This window comes from Streptosporangium sp. NPDC006930, assembly GCF_040635605.1.
GTDB lineage: Bacteria > Actinomycetota > Actinomycetes > Streptosporangiales > Streptosporangiaceae > Streptosporangium.
In genome coordinates, this window is record NZ_JBEYID010000018.1 from 79,556 (window position 1) to 92,337 (window position 12,782).

Annotated in this window: 20 protein-coding genes; 5 read left to right on the forward strand and 15 right to left on the reverse strand. The window is 70.1% G+C overall.

The window, feature by feature from the left end:
- Nucleotides 1-93: 93 nt before the first annotated feature.
- The 10 genes from ABZ664_RS27970 to ABZ664_RS28015 all read right to left on the reverse strand — a co-directional run bounded on the left by ABZ664_RS27970 (nucleotide 94) and on the right by ABZ664_RS28015 (nucleotide 6,960).
- Complete coding sequence (locus ABZ664_RS27970; protein WP_362516061.1) at nucleotides 94-1,125, reverse strand: zinc-dependent dehydrogenase; 1,032 nt, start codon at nucleotides 1,123-1,125, stop codon at nucleotides 94-96.
- Nucleotides 1,122-1,580, reverse strand: a complete 459-nt coding sequence (locus ABZ664_RS27975) for a PTS sugar transporter subunit IIA (RefSeq protein WP_350948360.1) — start codon at nucleotides 1,578-1,580, stop codon at nucleotides 1,122-1,124. Before ABZ664_RS27975 ends, ABZ664_RS27970 begins: the two co-directional genes overlap by 4 nt.
- Nucleotides 1,573-1,881 carry a PTS lactose transporter subunit IIB gene (locus ABZ664_RS27980; RefSeq protein WP_350948361.1) on the reverse strand — a complete coding sequence of 103 codons (309 nt, stop codon included), beginning with the start codon at nucleotides 1,879-1,881 and terminating at the stop codon, nucleotides 1,573-1,575. Before ABZ664_RS27980 ends, ABZ664_RS27975 begins: the two co-directional genes overlap by 8 nt.
- 3 nt (nucleotides 1,882-1,884) lie before the next feature.
- Nucleotides 1,885-2,997 (reverse strand): PTS mannitol transporter subunit IICB, encoded by a 1,113-nt coding sequence (locus ABZ664_RS27985; RefSeq protein WP_362516064.1) that lies wholly within the window; start codon nucleotides 2,995-2,997, stop codon nucleotides 1,885-1,887.
- A gap of 65 nt (nucleotides 2,998-3,062) precedes the next feature.
- Entirely contained in the window at nucleotides 3,063-4,004 is a 942-nt protein-coding gene (gene pfkB / locus ABZ664_RS27990; RefSeq protein ID WP_362516066.1) for a 1-phosphofructokinase, read from the reverse strand.
- Nucleotides 4,005-4,101: 97 nt separating this feature from the next.
- Entirely contained in the window at nucleotides 4,102-4,863 is a 762-nt protein-coding gene (locus tag ABZ664_RS27995) for a DeoR/GlpR family DNA-binding transcription regulator (RefSeq protein WP_362516068.1), read from the reverse strand.
- A gap of 407 nt (nucleotides 4,864-5,270) precedes the next feature.
- Nucleotides 5,271-5,813 carry an RNA 2'-phosphotransferase gene (locus ABZ664_RS28000; RefSeq protein ID WP_362516070.1) on the reverse strand — a complete coding sequence of 181 codons (543 nt, stop codon included), beginning with the start codon at nucleotides 5,811-5,813 and terminating at the stop codon, nucleotides 5,271-5,273.
- 28 nt (nucleotides 5,814-5,841) lie between these two features.
- Nucleotides 5,842-6,282, reverse strand: a complete 441-nt coding sequence (locus ABZ664_RS28005) for a type II toxin-antitoxin system PemK/MazF family toxin (RefSeq protein WP_362516074.1) — start codon at nucleotides 6,280-6,282, stop codon at nucleotides 5,842-5,844.
- Nucleotides 6,283-6,432: 150 nt separating this feature from the next.
- Nucleotides 6,433-6,636: a DUF5302 domain-containing protein gene (locus tag ABZ664_RS28010; protein ID WP_350967627.1), complete on the reverse strand. Its 204-nt coding sequence runs from the start codon at nucleotides 6,634-6,636 to the stop codon at nucleotides 6,433-6,435.
- Nucleotides 6,637-6,777: 141 nt separating this feature from the next.
- The gene (locus tag ABZ664_RS28015; protein ID WP_362516077.1) at nucleotides 6,778-6,960 is read right to left on the reverse strand and encodes a hypothetical protein; all 183 of its coding nucleotides are present in this window, start codon (nucleotides 6,958-6,960) and stop codon (nucleotides 6,778-6,780) included.
- Nucleotides 6,961-7,048: 88 nt separating this feature from the next.
- On the opposite strand from ABZ664_RS28015, the gene ABZ664_RS28020 reads away from it, so the two are divergent.
- Both ABZ664_RS28020 and ABZ664_RS28025 read left to right on the forward strand, forming a co-directional pair.
- Nucleotides 7,049-7,570: a MarR family transcriptional regulator gene (locus tag ABZ664_RS28020; RefSeq protein ID WP_362516251.1), complete on the forward strand. Its 522-nt coding sequence runs from the start codon at nucleotides 7,049-7,051 to the stop codon at nucleotides 7,568-7,570.
- Complete coding sequence (locus ABZ664_RS28025) at nucleotides 7,525-7,752, forward strand: HGxxPAAW family protein (protein ID WP_350948369.1); 228 nt, start codon at nucleotides 7,525-7,527, stop codon at nucleotides 7,750-7,752. The genes ABZ664_RS28020 and ABZ664_RS28025 overlap by 46 nt, the downstream gene beginning before the upstream one ends.
- Nucleotides 7,753-7,789: 37 nt before the next feature.
- Here ABZ664_RS28025 and ABZ664_RS28030 read toward each other — a convergent pair whose 3' ends face one another.
- Nucleotides 7,790-8,080 carry an HTH domain-containing protein gene (locus tag ABZ664_RS28030; RefSeq protein ID WP_362516080.1) on the reverse strand — a complete coding sequence of 97 codons (291 nt, stop codon included), beginning with the start codon at nucleotides 8,078-8,080 and terminating at the stop codon, nucleotides 7,790-7,792.
- Nucleotides 8,081-8,491: 411 nt separating this feature from the next.
- Here ABZ664_RS28030 and ABZ664_RS28035 point away from each other — a divergent pair, with 411 nt between their 5' ends.
- Entirely contained in the window at nucleotides 8,492-9,334 is an 843-nt protein-coding gene (locus ABZ664_RS28035) for an amidohydrolase family protein (RefSeq protein ID WP_362516081.1), read from the forward strand.
- A 158-nt stretch (nucleotides 9,335-9,492) separates the two neighbouring features.
- On the opposite strand, the gene ABZ664_RS28040 is transcribed toward ABZ664_RS28035, so the two are convergent.
- Both ABZ664_RS28040 and ABZ664_RS28045 read right to left on the reverse strand, forming a co-directional pair.
- Nucleotides 9,493-10,044 carry a Clp protease N-terminal domain-containing protein gene (locus ABZ664_RS28040; protein ID WP_362516084.1) on the reverse strand — a complete coding sequence of 184 codons (552 nt, stop codon included), beginning with the start codon at nucleotides 10,042-10,044 and terminating at the stop codon, nucleotides 9,493-9,495.
- Nucleotides 10,045-10,046: 2 nt separating this feature from the next.
- A complete protein-coding gene (locus tag ABZ664_RS28045) occupies nucleotides 10,047-10,274 on the reverse strand; it encodes a helix-turn-helix domain-containing protein (RefSeq protein WP_362516086.1) in 228 nt (75 codons plus the stop codon).
- Nucleotides 10,275-10,373: 99 nt separating this feature from the next.
- Here ABZ664_RS28045 and ABZ664_RS28050 point away from each other — a divergent pair, with 99 nt between their 5' ends.
- Nucleotides 10,374-10,736, forward strand: a complete 363-nt coding sequence (locus ABZ664_RS28050; protein ID WP_362516088.1) for a DUF2203 domain-containing protein — start codon at nucleotides 10,374-10,376, stop codon at nucleotides 10,734-10,736.
- Between the two features lie 30 nt (nucleotides 10,737-10,766).
- Here ABZ664_RS28050 and ABZ664_RS28055 read toward each other — a convergent pair whose 3' ends face one another.
- Nucleotides 10,767-11,177 (reverse strand): organic hydroperoxide resistance protein, encoded by a 411-nt coding sequence (locus tag ABZ664_RS28055; protein WP_362516091.1) that lies wholly within the window; start codon nucleotides 11,175-11,177, stop codon nucleotides 10,767-10,769.
- 84 nt (nucleotides 11,178-11,261) lie between these two features.
- Here ABZ664_RS28055 and ABZ664_RS28060 point away from each other — a divergent pair, with 84 nt between their 5' ends.
- Nucleotides 11,262-11,687 (forward strand): MarR family transcriptional regulator, encoded by a 426-nt coding sequence (locus tag ABZ664_RS28060; RefSeq protein ID WP_362516253.1) that lies wholly within the window; start codon nucleotides 11,262-11,264, stop codon nucleotides 11,685-11,687.
- 29 nt (nucleotides 11,688-11,716) lie between these two features.
- On the opposite strand, the gene ABZ664_RS28065 is transcribed toward ABZ664_RS28060, so the two are convergent.
- Complete coding sequence (locus ABZ664_RS28065) at nucleotides 11,717-12,685, reverse strand: hypothetical protein (RefSeq protein WP_362516093.1); 969 nt, start codon at nucleotides 12,683-12,685, stop codon at nucleotides 11,717-11,719.
- Nucleotides 12,686-12,782: the final 97 nt, after the last annotated feature.

A 12,782-nucleotide genomic window follows, 5' to 3' on the forward strand; every position in this document is an offset into this window, starting at 1 on the left:
TGCGAGTGGTGCGAGCTTGGCGGGCCTGTGCCGGTTCCGCGCCGGGCCCCTCCCGTCTGACCAGACGGGAGGGGCCCGGCGGGCCGGCACCGGTCAGGGTTCGATGGTCACCTTGATGGCCTCGCCCCTGCTGACGATGTCGATGCCCTCAAGGACCTCCGTGAGCGGCAGCCGATGCGTGATCAGGTCGGCGACCGGCACCGAGCCGTCGGCGATCAGCCGCAGAGCCTGGGCGTTGTGCGCCGGGCTCGACCCGTTGGCGCCGACGATGGTCAGCTCCCGGTAGTGGACCAGGTTGGAGTCGCACTGGATGATCGGGTTGTCCTTGGGCAGGCCGCCGAAGAAGCTGATCCGCCCCTGGCGGGCGACCATCTGCAGCGCCTGCTCCTGGGCCGCGCCGGCGGCGGCGGCGGTGATGACGACGTCGGCCCCCCTGCCCTCGGTCAGTTTGAGCACCTGCTCGACGACGTCCTCACCGTGGACGACCGCGTCGGGGTGGACCAGCCGGGCGGCCATCTCCAGCCGCCCGGCGTTGATGTCGACGAGGAAGACGCGTGCCGCGCCCCGCGCCCGAGCCAGCCGCACGTGCAGACAGCCGATCGGGCCGGAGCCCATGATCACCACGTCGTCGCCCTCGCCCACGCGGGCCAGCTCCTGGCCGTTGAGCACGCAGGCCAGCGGCTCGGCCACCGACGCCTCGGCGAAACCGATCTCGTCGGGAATGCGGTTGACGCCGTTGACCGCGAGGACCTTAGCCGGGATGATCATGTACTCGGCGAAACCACCGTCGTAGTGGTAGCCCATCGACTCCTGGTTCGGGCAGACGGTCATCCGGCCCCGGCGGCACTCCGGGCACGTCCCGCAGGGAATCGCGGCGATCACCTGCACCCGGTCACCCGGGGCCCACTCGCCGGCGTCGACGGCCTCGACCACCTCGCCGGCGATCTCGTGCCCCATCACCCTGGGCGGATGGATGTGGTGGTGGCCGTGCTTGAGGATCTTCGCGTCGGTACCGCAGGTCGAGCAGTTGCGCACGCGTATCTTGATCTCGCCTGGTCCGGTGACGGGTTCCGGCGCCTCCTCGACGCGGATGTCGCCGGGGGCGTAGAAACGGGCGACCTTCACTGTGCTTCGTCCTCTTCGTTCGGTTGCAGCAGCCGGACCACCTCGGCGACTTCCGTCGCCTCGCGAAGGGCCCGGGCCTGGTCGGGATCCATCAGGATCTGCGCGAGTTCGGCGAGCAGTCGCACGTGGCCGTCGCCCTTGGCGGCGATGCCGATGCACACTGTCACCTGCTCGCCGTCCCAGTCGACGCCCTCGGGAAAGCGCACGAAGCTGATGGCGTCGTACAGGACCGCGTCCTTGCCGGCCAGGGTGCCGTGCGGGATGGCGACCCCCTCGCCGACGTAGGTGGAGATCGACCGCTCCCGTTCGAGCATGGTGTCGATGTACTCGCTCTCCACCGCGCCGACGGCGAGCAGGGCCTCTCCGCACTGCAGGATCGCGTCGTCACGGCCGGCGGCCGAGGCCGCCAGCCGGATGGCGCGTGGGTCCAGCGGCAACGGTGCCGTCTCAGGCATTGACGGTGCCGCCGCTCTTGATCGTGCTGACCAGCTTGGTCACCGCGGGGTCTCCGATGAAGACCTGGAACGGGATGAGCACCTTGTCCGGGGCACCGGCCCTGGCCCGGCTCGCCAGTCCGGCGTGGCAGAGCACCACGTCGGCGTCGGCGGGGATCGTGTTCACCGGGGTGTGCTCCACCGCGATGTTCTGCGGCTTCAGCTGCTTACGGAGCTGGCTGGCGAGCATGACGCTGCTGCCCATTCCCGCGTCGCAGGCGACGACGATCTTGTGGATGTCCTTGCTCTCGATGCTGGCCATCGATTAGGCCTCCTTGACGGTGGGTGCGGTTTGCGGCTCTTCGACGCTCTCCCCACTCTCCTCACTGTCGTCCTTGCCGCGCCCGAAGCCGAGGAGCGCCGCCGCGACGGCGAAGGAGACGAGCGTTGCGGCGGCGACGCCGGCGATGGTGCCGAACAGTCCGCCCCTGGGGGTCACCGCGAGGAAGGCGAAGATGCTGCCGGGCGACGGCGTGGCCACCAGCCCGGCCCCGGTCATGAGGAAGACCAGGACGCCCGTGGCGCCACCGGCGATGACCGCGAGGATCAGCCGGGGCTTCATGAGCACGTACGGGAAGTAGATCTCGTGGATGCCGCCGAAGAAGTGGATGATGATCGCGGCGGGGGTGCTGGGACGCAGCGCGCGGGGGCCGAAGAACATGAAGGCGAGCAGCAGGCCGAGGCCGGGGCCGGGGTTCGACTCCAGCATGAACAGGATCGACTTGCCGTCCTCGGCCGCCTGGGCGATGCCCAGCGGGCCCATCACGCCGTGGTTGATGGCGTTGTTGAGGAAGAGCACCTTGGCGGGCTCGATGACGATCGAGGCGATCGGCAGCAGGTTGTTGTTGATCAGCCAGGCGACCGCGTCGCTCGCGACCGCGGTGATCGAGGCGACGACGGGGCCGATGGCCTTGAGTCCGACCAGGGCCATGGCGCCGCCGATGATGCCGGCGCTGAAGTTGTCCACCAGCATCTCGAAGCCGGCCTTGACGCGGTCGGCGATGAGTCCGTCGAACAGCTTCAGGAGGTACGCGGTGAGCGGACCGATGATCATCGCGCCGAGGAACATCGGGCTTTCCGCGCCGGCGACGATGCCCATGGTGGCGACGGCGCCGACCACGGCACCGCGCTGGCCGTGGACCATCCGCCCGCCGGTGTAGCCGATCAGGACCGGCAGCAGCGTCGTGACGATCGGCCCGACCAGGGTGGCGAAGTCCTCATTGGGCAGCCAGCCGGTGGGGATGAACAGAGCGGTGATCAGGCCCCAGGCGATGAACGCGCCGATGTTCGGCATGATCATCCCGGCGAGGTATCCGCCGAAACGCTGAATAGTCGCTCTCGCCCCGGTTCCTGTGACAGTTGGGGTGTATTCACTCATGTGGTTCTGCTCCTTCCGGGGCGGTCGGCGGTTGGGCCGACCTGGGGGGTGGATCTATACCGCTGTCAGCCCTCGGGCCGCAGCGACAGGGTGGGATCGGCTCCGGTGACGCGCACGTCGTCACGATGGATGTGGTGTGGGGATGGCATCCGGCTTCCCGGCAGCCCGACTGCGGCGGTCGCCCAGGCCAGCGCCTCCACCAGCGCGCGCTCGCCTCGTGCCCCGCCCGCGAGGAAGCCCGCGAGCATGGCGTCGCCGGCGCCGACGGTGCTGCGTGGTTCGGCCACCGGGCACTGGCCGTGCCAGATCTGGTCGTCCTGCAGCAGGATCGCGCCGTCGGCGCCCAGACTGGCCAGGACGGTGCCCGCGCCTCGCGCCCGCAGGTTCTCCGCGGCCTTGATGGCGTCGCCCAGGGACGAGATGACGATCCCCGTGGCCTCGGCCAGCTCCTCCCGGTTGGGTTTGACCAGGGCGGGAGCCTCGGCGAGCGCCGAGATGAACGCGGGTCCGCTGGTGTCGACCGCGACGTTGATGCCCGCGCCGCTGAACCGCTCGCACAGGCGGGCGTAGACGTCGGCGGGCACCTCGGGCGGGAGGCTGCCCGAGGCGACCACCCAGTCCGCGGAGCTGGCCGCGCCGAGCACCGCCTCGGCGATGGTGTCGAGTTCGGTCGACGACAGGGCCGTTCCCGGTTCGTTGATCTTGGTGACCGTGCCGTCGGGCTCGGCCAGCGCGACATTGGACCGGGTGGCCCCGCCGACGGGGACGGTGATCATCTCGATGCCCTCGGCCGAGAGCAGGCTCACCAGTCGGCGGCCCTCGTCGCCGCCGAAGGGGACGACCGCGCACGAGCGGACCTGGTTGGCCAGCAGCGCCCGGGAGACGTTGACGCCCTTGCCGCCGGGGTCGAGGTGGGTGGCGGCGGCGCGGATGACGGCCCCGCGGGTCATCGACCCGACCTCGATCGTACGGTCCAGGCTGGGGTTGAGGGTCAAGGTGACGATCATGCCGGGACCACCTTGGTCGTACGGTTCCGGCGGAGGCCGAGGGGGGCGGGGACGATCACCTTCGAGATCCTGGCGGTGACCGGGGGGGAGGGGAGGATCACGCCCGGATCACCTCCGGGCCCGCTGCGGCCATCTCGGCCGCGACCCCGGAATCGAGCCCGGTGTCACTGATCACCACGTCGATCTCCTGGATCGAGGCGAAACGCGCCAGGTAGGTGTTGGGGAACTTGGTGTGGTCGGCGAGCAACACGCACCGCTGAGCCGCGTCGATCATCGCCCGCTTGATGGCGGCCTCGCCCGGGTCGGGTGTCGTCAGCCCCTTGGCCACCGAGCACCCGTTGGCGGCCATGAACGCCACGTCCACGTGCAGGTCGGCGAGAGGGCGCAGCGCCCAGTCGTCGACGGTGGCCAGGGTCCGTCCGCGGACCCGGCCGCCCAGCATGATCACCGTCAGGTTGGGTCGGGTGGCCATCGCCGTCGCCAGTGGCGGTGAGTTCACGATCACGGTCAGCTCCCGATCGACCGGAAGTGCCTGCACCAGCCTGCCGGTGGTCGAACCGGCGTCGATGATGATCGCGCCGTCGTCGGGGAGCTCGGCGAGCGCCGCCTTCGCGATGCGTTCCTTCTCCGCGATCATCACCTCGTCGCGGGCGGCCAGCTCGGGCTCGAACCCCAGCCGCTCGACCAGGATCGCTCCGCCGTGCACGCGTCGCAGCATCCCGGAGCGCTCCAGCGCGGTCAGGTCGCGCCGGATGGTCTCCGTGGTGACGGCGAACTCCTCCGCCAGCGTCACCACGTCCACCCGTCCGACGGCCCGCGCCCGGCGCAGAATCTCCTGTTGCCGCTCCTCGGCGTACATGCTGTTGATTCACCACCGTTTCCGTGTTGTTTCAGCTTTATTTACACCCGAATGTGTTGGAACGTCAATGGGTTGCCTCCCGGCTAACACAGCATGACCATAAAAAGACCCAGGTATTTACCGGTAAACCCGGGGGTCGGGCGGAAGTGGGGTCACGGTTTGGCCCAGATTTGGGAACACGTTGGAATCACTGTGGCTCTTGGTGTGAAGTGAGGCCGATCCGGGCTCCTCCGGCGGCGAAGTGAGGGGCGCCACTGGCTCTTCCAGTGCGAAAGACGCGTCTCAGGAGGGATCCGGGGAGTTTCGAGGAGCTCCGGGGATCTTCGGGAAGGGCCGAGAACGCCGCGGGCTCCCCGGCGGATGGGAGTCCGGGGCCCCGTCACGGGGGTTCTGTCGCGGGAAGTCCCTCAGCCGGGAAACGAGATGTGGGCGGGCGGCACGTGGGCGGCCAGCCAGACGCCGTTGGCGCTGACCCGGAACTCGTGACCCGCCCGGTGCATCTCTCCCGCGCGGACGACCAGCACGACCGGCCTGCCCCGGCGCGCGCCCACCCTGGTCGCGGTCTCCCGGTCGGGGGAAAGGTGTACGGCGTGCCGGCTCATCGGCCGCAGGCCCTCCTCCCGGATGGCGCCCACGTGCGCGCCCACCGTGCCGTGAAAGAGGATCTCGGGCGGTTCGACCGCGGGAAGGCCCAGATCGACGTCGACCGTGTGGCCCTGGTTGGCGCGGATCCGGTCGCCCTCGATGCTGAAGCGCCGCTTGTCGTTGCCCGCGACCACCCGCGCGAGCTCCTCACGGGTGATCGCGAAACCGTGCCGCGCGGCGGCGGCCAGCAGGGCGTCGACGTCCACCCAGCCCTGCGGGCCCAGGACGAGCCCGATGCGCTCGGGCTGGTGCCTGAGGTGCTGGGAGAGATATTTGGAGACTCGAACGAGCCGCTTGTCATCCATGGGATACGGGTCTCCGGGTGGGGCGGGCTCAGCCGTCGGCGGCCCAGCCGTGGGTGCGCTTGAGGACGGCGGCCACGCGGGCGAAGCGCGCGCCGTCGAGGATGGAGCCCTCGCGCCGGATGTCGCCCTCGGCGAGACTGAAGACCCGATCCAGGCGCAGGTAGGAGACCCGGTTCTCCCGGTCCCACTGGCCGGGGCCGAGCTCCAGGTAGTCATCGGGGTCGCCGCCGGCCCGGCTGGTCAGCATCAGCGCGAGCAGCTTGCGCCCGTGGCGGCCGACGACCAGCAGAGGCCGGTCCTTGCCCCGGTTCGGATCCTCCTCGTAGGGGACCCACGCCCAGACGATCTCACCGGGGTCGGCGAGCCCGTCGAGGTCGGGGGAGTAGTGCAGGGTCGCGGTTCGGTCGACACGGTGGACCTCGCTGACCGCGCCTCGAGCCGGTCGGGGGTCCTCGCCAAGATCACGCACGCGCACAGCTTAACGGCAGACCCCGGCCGCTTCCAAGGGAGCGGCCGGAGCCGGTGGCGGGGAGCGCGCCGCCCGCTGGCCGGATGCCAGCGGGGCGGCCGAGGTCCGGGTGGGCGGGTGCCCTCATCCTGGACCTGGTGCGAAGACGGCTCAGCCGCCGCTCTTGCGCCGGAAGGAGCGCTTGGCCGCAGCCGGGCCGTGAGCACCGTGGATCTTCGAGGAGTTCTTCCCCTTGCCCCCGGAACCCGCGTCCGCCTGGGCGAGCTTCTTGCGCTCCAGTGCCTCGCGGAACTTGCGCTTCAGCTCGTCGTCGGAACTCTCGGAACCTTCGGGTTCCGGCGTGACGTCAGACATTACAGACCTCCTGATCTATCGGGCGGTCCAACCCCGACCAACAGGATCATCATCCTCTCATCCGGACCCCTTCGGCGTGCAGGCCCCTGGCTTCGGCTCTGAGAGGAAGGGCACGTGCCGCGAGCTCCGCCGGCGCACGGGTCAGTGCATTCCCAAAGCCATCATCAGCAGCAGGCCGGCGAGGTGGCCGACGACCACGAAGACGATCACGAAGATGAAGACGAACTTGGCCGGGCCGTGCTCGAAATGCCGGCCCTCCTTGAGGGTGGGACGCTTGGCCTGGCGCTCGGCGATCCGCTCCTCGATCGGCCTGCTGTGAAACATGGGGGTCCTTTGCTCACCGATGGTTGGGGCGATAATCGTTTGTGTACCAATTATTGTACTATGTCGCTTGGAGGCGCACGTGAGTGACATGGCCGACCCCCTGAGCCTGGACCGTCAGGTGTGCTTCGCCCTGGCGATCGCCTCGCGCAACGTCATCGGCCTCTACCGGCCCCTGCTGGAGCCGATGGGGCTCACCCACCCCCAGTATCTGGTCATGCTCGCCCTCTGGGAGCGGGCACCGCTCTCGGTCAAGGAGCTGAGCGAGCTACTGAGACTCGACCCCGGTACGCTGTCCCCGCTGCTGAAGCGTCTCGAGTCCGTCGGTTACATCCGGAGGCGGCGTGACAGCCAGGACCAGCGTGTCCTGGCCGTCTCGCTCACACCGGAGGGCAGCGGGCTACGGGGCGAGGCGGAGAAGGTTCCGCCGGCGATCGTCAAGCGTCTGGGGATGACCATGGAGGAGCTCCAGGAGCTCCACCGGTCGCTGACGCGGCTGATCGCCGCGGCGGACGGCGCGGCATCACCGACTCGCGAAGAGTCACAGGACAGGGAGAGGAAAGGCTCATGGCCGGAAGTCACGGGGGAAGCCCCAAGTCGTGGTTCGCGGTGATCGTCATCCTGCTGGGGTTCACCGTGGGGGGTGTCGCCCTGTGCCTCGGTCCCAACTGGACGTTCTTCTGGGTGGGGGCCGGGATCGTCGCGGTGGGCGGCGTGATCGCCCTGATGGTCGACATCTTCTCCGACGTCATCATCGACGCGCCCCGCGTGCCGATGGACCAGAGCAACGGCTGATCAGGCCTCCTGCAGCGCCTCCTCGCCCGGCGGGATCTCAAGTGATCCGGTAGAGCAGCTCGGGTCGTCCGAGTCCGCCGTACTGGGGGACCCGGTGTGTGATCCCGTTCTCCGTCAGATGCTCCAGGTAGCGGCGGGCGGTCACCCGGGAGACGCCGATCGCCGCCCCGGCGGTCTGGGCCGACAGGCCGCCGGGGGCCTTGCGCAGCTCCGCCAGCACGGCGTCGAGCGTGGCCTGCGTCATCTCCTTGGGCAACAGGCTCTGCGTCGGACCCCGTAGCGCCGCCGGCGCGCGGTCCACCTCGCCCTGACCGTTCGCCTCTCCCACGCCCTCCACCGACGACCGGAACTCCGCGTAGCGGACGAGCTTCTACGCCCTTCCCTCGCAGCGGCAGCCGCACGGTGAACACCGCGCCCGTCCCGCTCTCCATCGTGCTTCCGGCGCCCGGCTCATCCTCGCCCGCGAGCGCGCGGCCGGTTTCCGCGCGGCCGGACGACCAGGCCCTGACCCCGGCGTAGCCGGCGTAACGACGGGCGACCCTCCGAAGGGCGCACGGGCCGGTGGTGGACGCTCTGCTCGGGGGAGCGACCGCCACCGGTCCGTACGTGTGAGACGCGCCCGCCAAAGTGATCGCCACCGGCCGGTTCCCGCGGGCCCGACGGCGTTGACACCCTTGTCACGTCGCCCTAGTTTGAGCAGGCTCAGACGACTGATCACGGAATCGAAGGGGAGCGGTGGATGGCCGTCATCGATGCCCACCAGCACTTCTGGAATCTGGAGACGGGCTCCTACCCCTGGCTGACGCCGGAGGCGGGGCCGCTCTACCGCACCTTCGCTCCCGAGGAGCTCGTCCCGCAGCTCGCCGCCGCCGGTGTGGAGCGGACCGTGCTGGTCCAGGCCGCCGACACCTACGCCGACACCGACGCGATGCTGGCGCAGGCGGACGCCCACGACTTCATCGCCGCCGTGGTGGGGTGGGTGCCGCTGAACCGGCCCGACGAGGCGGCCGGGGCGCTGGAGCGCTACGGCAGGCATCCGAGATTCGCCGGGGTGAGGCACCTCATCCACGACGATCCCGATCCCGACTGGGTGGTCCAGGACACGGTGATCGAGAGCCTGGGCCTGCTCGCCGCGGCGGGGCTGCCGTTCGACGTGGTCGCCGTGCTGCCCAGGCACCTGGAGCACGTGCCGTTCCTCGCCGAGCGCGTCCCCGGGCTGCGGCTGGTCATCGACCACCTGTCCAAGCCGCCGATCAGGGAGAAGGGGTGGGAGCCGTGGGCGTCGCTGATCGCCCGCGCCGCCGAGCACCCCAACGTGTACGGGAAGGTGTCCGGCCTCAACACCGCCGCCGATCCCGAGACCTGGACCGCCGAGGACCTCCGCCCCTACGTCGACCACGCGCTTGAGGCGTTCGGCCCCGAGCGGCTGATGTTCGGCAGCGACTGGCCGGTGGCCGTCCTCGCGGGCGACTACGCCAAGGTCTGGAGGGAGACCGGCGTGCTGCTGTCGGGTCTCGACGAGGCCGCCAGGGAGGCGATCCTCGGCGGTACCGCAGCGCGCTTCTACGGCATCGAGACCTGATCCGGCCCTCGCTCGCTCCTTCCTGACCTCCTTCCGCAGGGACGGCCGGGCGGTGCCCGCTTCGCACCCCTCCCGGCCCCTTTCGGAAGATCCTTGGCGGGGCCGAGAGCGCGGGTCGATGCGCGCTCTCAGGCTCGGGCCGACACGCGCAGGAAGGCTCAGGCCGACTCGCGCAGGAAGCCGATGCTCGCCGCGAGGCCGCGAACGTCGACGCCGAGGCCGCGCAGGATGGAGACGGAGGCGTTCGAGCCGTCGGCCAGCAGGCCCTTCAGCAACTCCTCGCCGCCCACCTGGGAATCGGTGCCGCGGGTGTGCAGGGCGACCTCGACGGCCTTCCGCGCCCTGGCCGTGAGGAGCAGGTCACCGGCCGGGCCGCTGAGCGTCACGTTCAGCGGGCGGAGCCTGGAGCGCGTCAGTCGCCACGCCAGGGGATCCTCCCGCCGGGGCGGGAGGTGCCGCCTGACCTCGTCCAGGTCGACGCCGATGGCGGCGAGCAGCGCGCGGTCGCCCGCCCGGCCCTTCGCGGCCTCACGGTTCCGGATCTCCGCGCCGACTGCCTCGGGGGTGACCCCGAGACCGGTCACCGGCCAGGACTCGGCCAGGGCGAGCAGGAACATGTCCTCGTCGAGCGTGGTGTGGCCGTGGTCGAGCGCCAGCAGTCCGGCGCGGACCGTGGTTCGCCGGGCCTCGGGGGTGAATCTCGCGAACATCGTCAGCTCCCGCCGTCGGTGGTTCGGTGTGCGTGCTTGCGGTGTGCCGTCTGCCGCCTGACGCCGAGCGCGGCGGCGATGACCTCCCAGGAGGAACCCTGGTTCCTGGCCTCGATGACGTGCGCGGCCTCAAGTTCCTCCAGAAGCCTGCGTAGTGCCGCCACGGCCGCCAGCGCCACCACCGGATCCTTGCCGTCGACGGCCTCGGCGAACTCGTTCAACGATCCCATGCTGTCAGCATAAGCTGACAGGTTCGTTGTTGTCAGCATTTGCTGACAACATTCCGGGGCCTCGCCGCGTTCCGGCAGGGGACGCGCTAGCGTGCGAGGGTGGACAAGATCTTCACCGTTGAGGAGGCGCGGGCGCTCATGCCCGTGCTGCTGGAGCGGGCCGCCGCGTTCGTGGCGATGCGGGGGGAGCTGGCCGAGCTCGCGCACGAGCTCCGCAGCACCGGGACGTCAAAGGCCGGTGGTCTGGCGGAGGCGAAGGCCTTCGAGGCCAGGCTGGAGGAGATCCTCGGCTGGTTCGAGGAGCGAGGCATCGAGGTCAAGGGCGTCGCGCCTCTGCTGGTCGACTTCCCCTCGGTGCTCGACGGGGTGCGGGTGCAGCTGTGCTGGCTGGAAGGGGACCGCGAGCTGGCGTGGTACCACCGAGACGAACTCGGCTTCGCCGGTCGCAGACCCCTTCCCTGACCACGCTCCCCGGAGGGTCCGGGGGTCTGACTACTCGATCACCAGGTTGACCGGGATGTTGCCCCGGGTGGCGTTGGAGTAGGGGCAAACCTGGTGGGCGGCCTCCACGAGGGCGGTGCCGGCCTCCCCGTGCAACTCGTCGGGCAGCTCGACGCGCAGCGTCACGGCGAGCGCGAAGCCCTCACCCTCGGGGACGAGGCCCACCTCGGCGGTCACCGAGGCCTCGGACACGTCGGCCTTCTGCCTCCTGCCGATCAACTGGAGCGCGCTGGCGAAGCAGGCGGCGTATCCGGCCGCGAACAACTGCTCGGGATTGGTGCCCTCGCCGGATCCGCCCAGCTCCTTCGGTGGTGCGAGGGTCACGTCGAGGCGCTTGTCGGACGAGACCGCCCGTCCTTCCCTGCCGTTGGCGGTGGCGATGGCCGTGTAGATCGTACTCATCGTGATCCCTTCTCGGTTTTGGACAACTTAATTGTGCACAATTAAGTTGATAGCAGTCAAGGTCGGTATAATCGAGACGTGAAGATCACCGTCGAGAATCTGGTGTGCTTCGACGTGCACGCCGCCTCTCGCGCCCTGGACGCCGTCTACCGCAGGGTGCTGGGCGAGCTCGGCCTGACCTACCCGCAGTACCTGGTCATGATGGTGCTCTGGGAGCGCGAGCCGGTGACGGTCAAGGAGCTCGGCGTGAGGTTGCGGCTCGACTCGGGCACCCTGTCCCCGCTGCTGAAGAGGCTGGAGGCGGCGGGCCTGGTGCGTCGCGAGCGCAGCACGGAGGACGAGCGATCCGTGCTGGTGCGGCTCACCGATGAGGGTGGCCGGCTGGGGGAGCGGGCGTGTGACGTCCCCGCCCGGATCTTCGAGGCCGCCGGTCTCGCCCCCGTCGAGGTCCTGGACCTGCAGCAGACCCTGCGCCGTCTCGTCGCCTCCCTCGACGAGTCGGCGCAATGACCGCGGCCGGCGACGTACGCCGCGTCTGATCAGGAGGTCCCGCTGAGGTGGACCTCCCGGGCCAGCTTCGTCGTCTGGGCGGTGGAGCGCTGCCAGGTGCTTCCCGCAGGGTGGGCGGTCAGCAGGACCACGATCCAGCGCTCCTTGGGGCCGACGAGCCCCGTGGTGTGCAGGACCGGGCGTCCCAGATCGGGGACCGGCCCTGAGCGGGCGGGGATGACCTGTGCGGCGGGTACGGTCCGCGCGGTGACCGTGGAGTCGGTGGAGGTGGCGGGGTGCGCGGCGAGCGGGACGTCGGGTGTGGCCGCGGTGAAGGTCGAGGGGTGGGCGACGGACGCGGGGGCGGCCGAGCTCGAAGGCCGGGGGGTGGACGCGGGGGCTTTCGCCGGGCGGCAGCGGACCGGGGGCGTGGAGCCGTACCCCGACCAGCCCTGCTTGACCGCCCACGGCCCGCGCACCGCGCGGGGGATGCCGAAGTACTGGTCGAAACCGTCGGAGCCGCACTGCCCCGACCTGCGCAGGTGGCCCAGGATCAGGCCGCCGACCTTGGGGTCGGCCCGGTCGAGCAGGTAGCGGTAGGTCGTGGCGACGTCCATCGCGCTGAGTGAGGTGTAACCCCAGAAGCCCGGCTTGTCGGCCGGTGGGGGAGCGGTGTCGGTGAGCCGCAGCTTGCGCGCCATCCGCTGGATGATCTTTCCCTGACCGCCCCGGGTCCAGAAGGACGTCGCGGCGCCGTCGTCGCTCACCCGCAGCATGACCTTCAGCAGCGCGAGGTCCCGCTCGGGAACGCTCTTGCGCGACTCCAGGTAGTCGATCGCGATGAGGATCTTCACCACCGACGCCGATCGGAATCTCCGGTGCGCGTTGCGGTATTCGGTCACCTTCGCCGTCTGCCGGTCGAAGACCACGTAACCGGCCGTCACTCCCGGTGGGATGTTCGGCTTGCCGGGGGCGGCGGCCGAAGCCGGAGCCGCGGCGGCGATGAGCGGGAGAGTCATCGCGAGAGCTGCTAGAAAGCGCGTCACGGGACAAATGCCTACCAGATCCCGATGCCGACGTCAGGAAGACGTCCGCGACGGGCCAACTTCCGCGATA

Bases quoted from the DNA above. Each gene is read 5' to 3' on its own strand.
- ABZ664_RS27975 (WP_350948360.1), bottom strand. From the start codon at position 1,580: ATGCCTGAGACGGCACCGTTGCCGCTGGACCCACGCGCCATCCGGCTG.
- ABZ664_RS27980 (WP_350948361.1), bottom strand. From the start codon at position 1,881: ATGGCCAGCATCGAGAGCAAGGACATCCACAAGATCGTCGTCGCCTGC.
- ABZ664_RS27985 (WP_362516064.1), bottom strand. From the start codon at position 2,997: ATGAGTGAATACACCCCAACTGTCACAGGAACCGGGGCGAGAGCGACT.
- pfkB (WP_362516066.1), bottom strand. From the start codon at position 4,004: ATGATCGTCACCTTGACCCTCAACCCCAGCCTGGACCGTACGATCGAG.
- ABZ664_RS27995 (WP_362516068.1), bottom strand. From the start codon at position 4,863: ATGTACGCCGAGGAGCGGCAACAGGAGATTCTGCGCCGGGCGCGGGCC.
- ABZ664_RS28000 (WP_362516070.1), bottom strand. From the start codon at position 5,813: ATGGATGACAAGCGGCTCGTTCGAGTCTCCAAATATCTCTCCCAGCAC.
- ABZ664_RS28010 (WP_350967627.1), bottom strand. From the start codon at position 6,636: ATGTCTGACGTCACGCCGGAACCCGAAGGTTCCGAGAGTTCCGACGAC.
- ABZ664_RS28015 (WP_362516077.1), bottom strand. From the start codon at position 6,960: ATGTTTCACAGCAGGCCGATCGAGGAGCGGATCGCCGAGCGCCAGGCC.
- ABZ664_RS28020 (WP_362516251.1), top strand. From the start codon at position 7,049: ATGGCCGACCCCCTGAGCCTGGACCGTCAGGTGTGCTTCGCCCTGGCG.
- ABZ664_RS28025 (WP_350948369.1), top strand. From the start codon at position 7,525: ATGGCCGGAAGTCACGGGGGAAGCCCCAAGTCGTGGTTCGCGGTGATC.
- ABZ664_RS28035 (WP_362516081.1), top strand. From the start codon at position 8,492: ATGGCCGTCATCGATGCCCACCAGCACTTCTGGAATCTGGAGACGGGC.
- ABZ664_RS28040 (WP_362516084.1), bottom strand. From the start codon at position 10,044: ATGTTCGCGAGATTCACCCCCGAGGCCCGGCGAACCACGGTCCGCGCC.
- ABZ664_RS28045 (WP_362516086.1), bottom strand. From the start codon at position 10,274: ATGGGATCGTTGAACGAGTTCGCCGAGGCCGTCGACGGCAAGGATCCG.
- ABZ664_RS28055 (WP_362516091.1), bottom strand. From the start codon at position 11,177: ATGAGTACGATCTACACGGCCATCGCCACCGCCAACGGCAGGGAAGGA.
- ABZ664_RS28065 (WP_362516093.1), bottom strand. From the start codon at position 12,685: ATGACTCTCCCGCTCATCGCCGCCGCGGCTCCGGCTTCGGCCGCCGCC.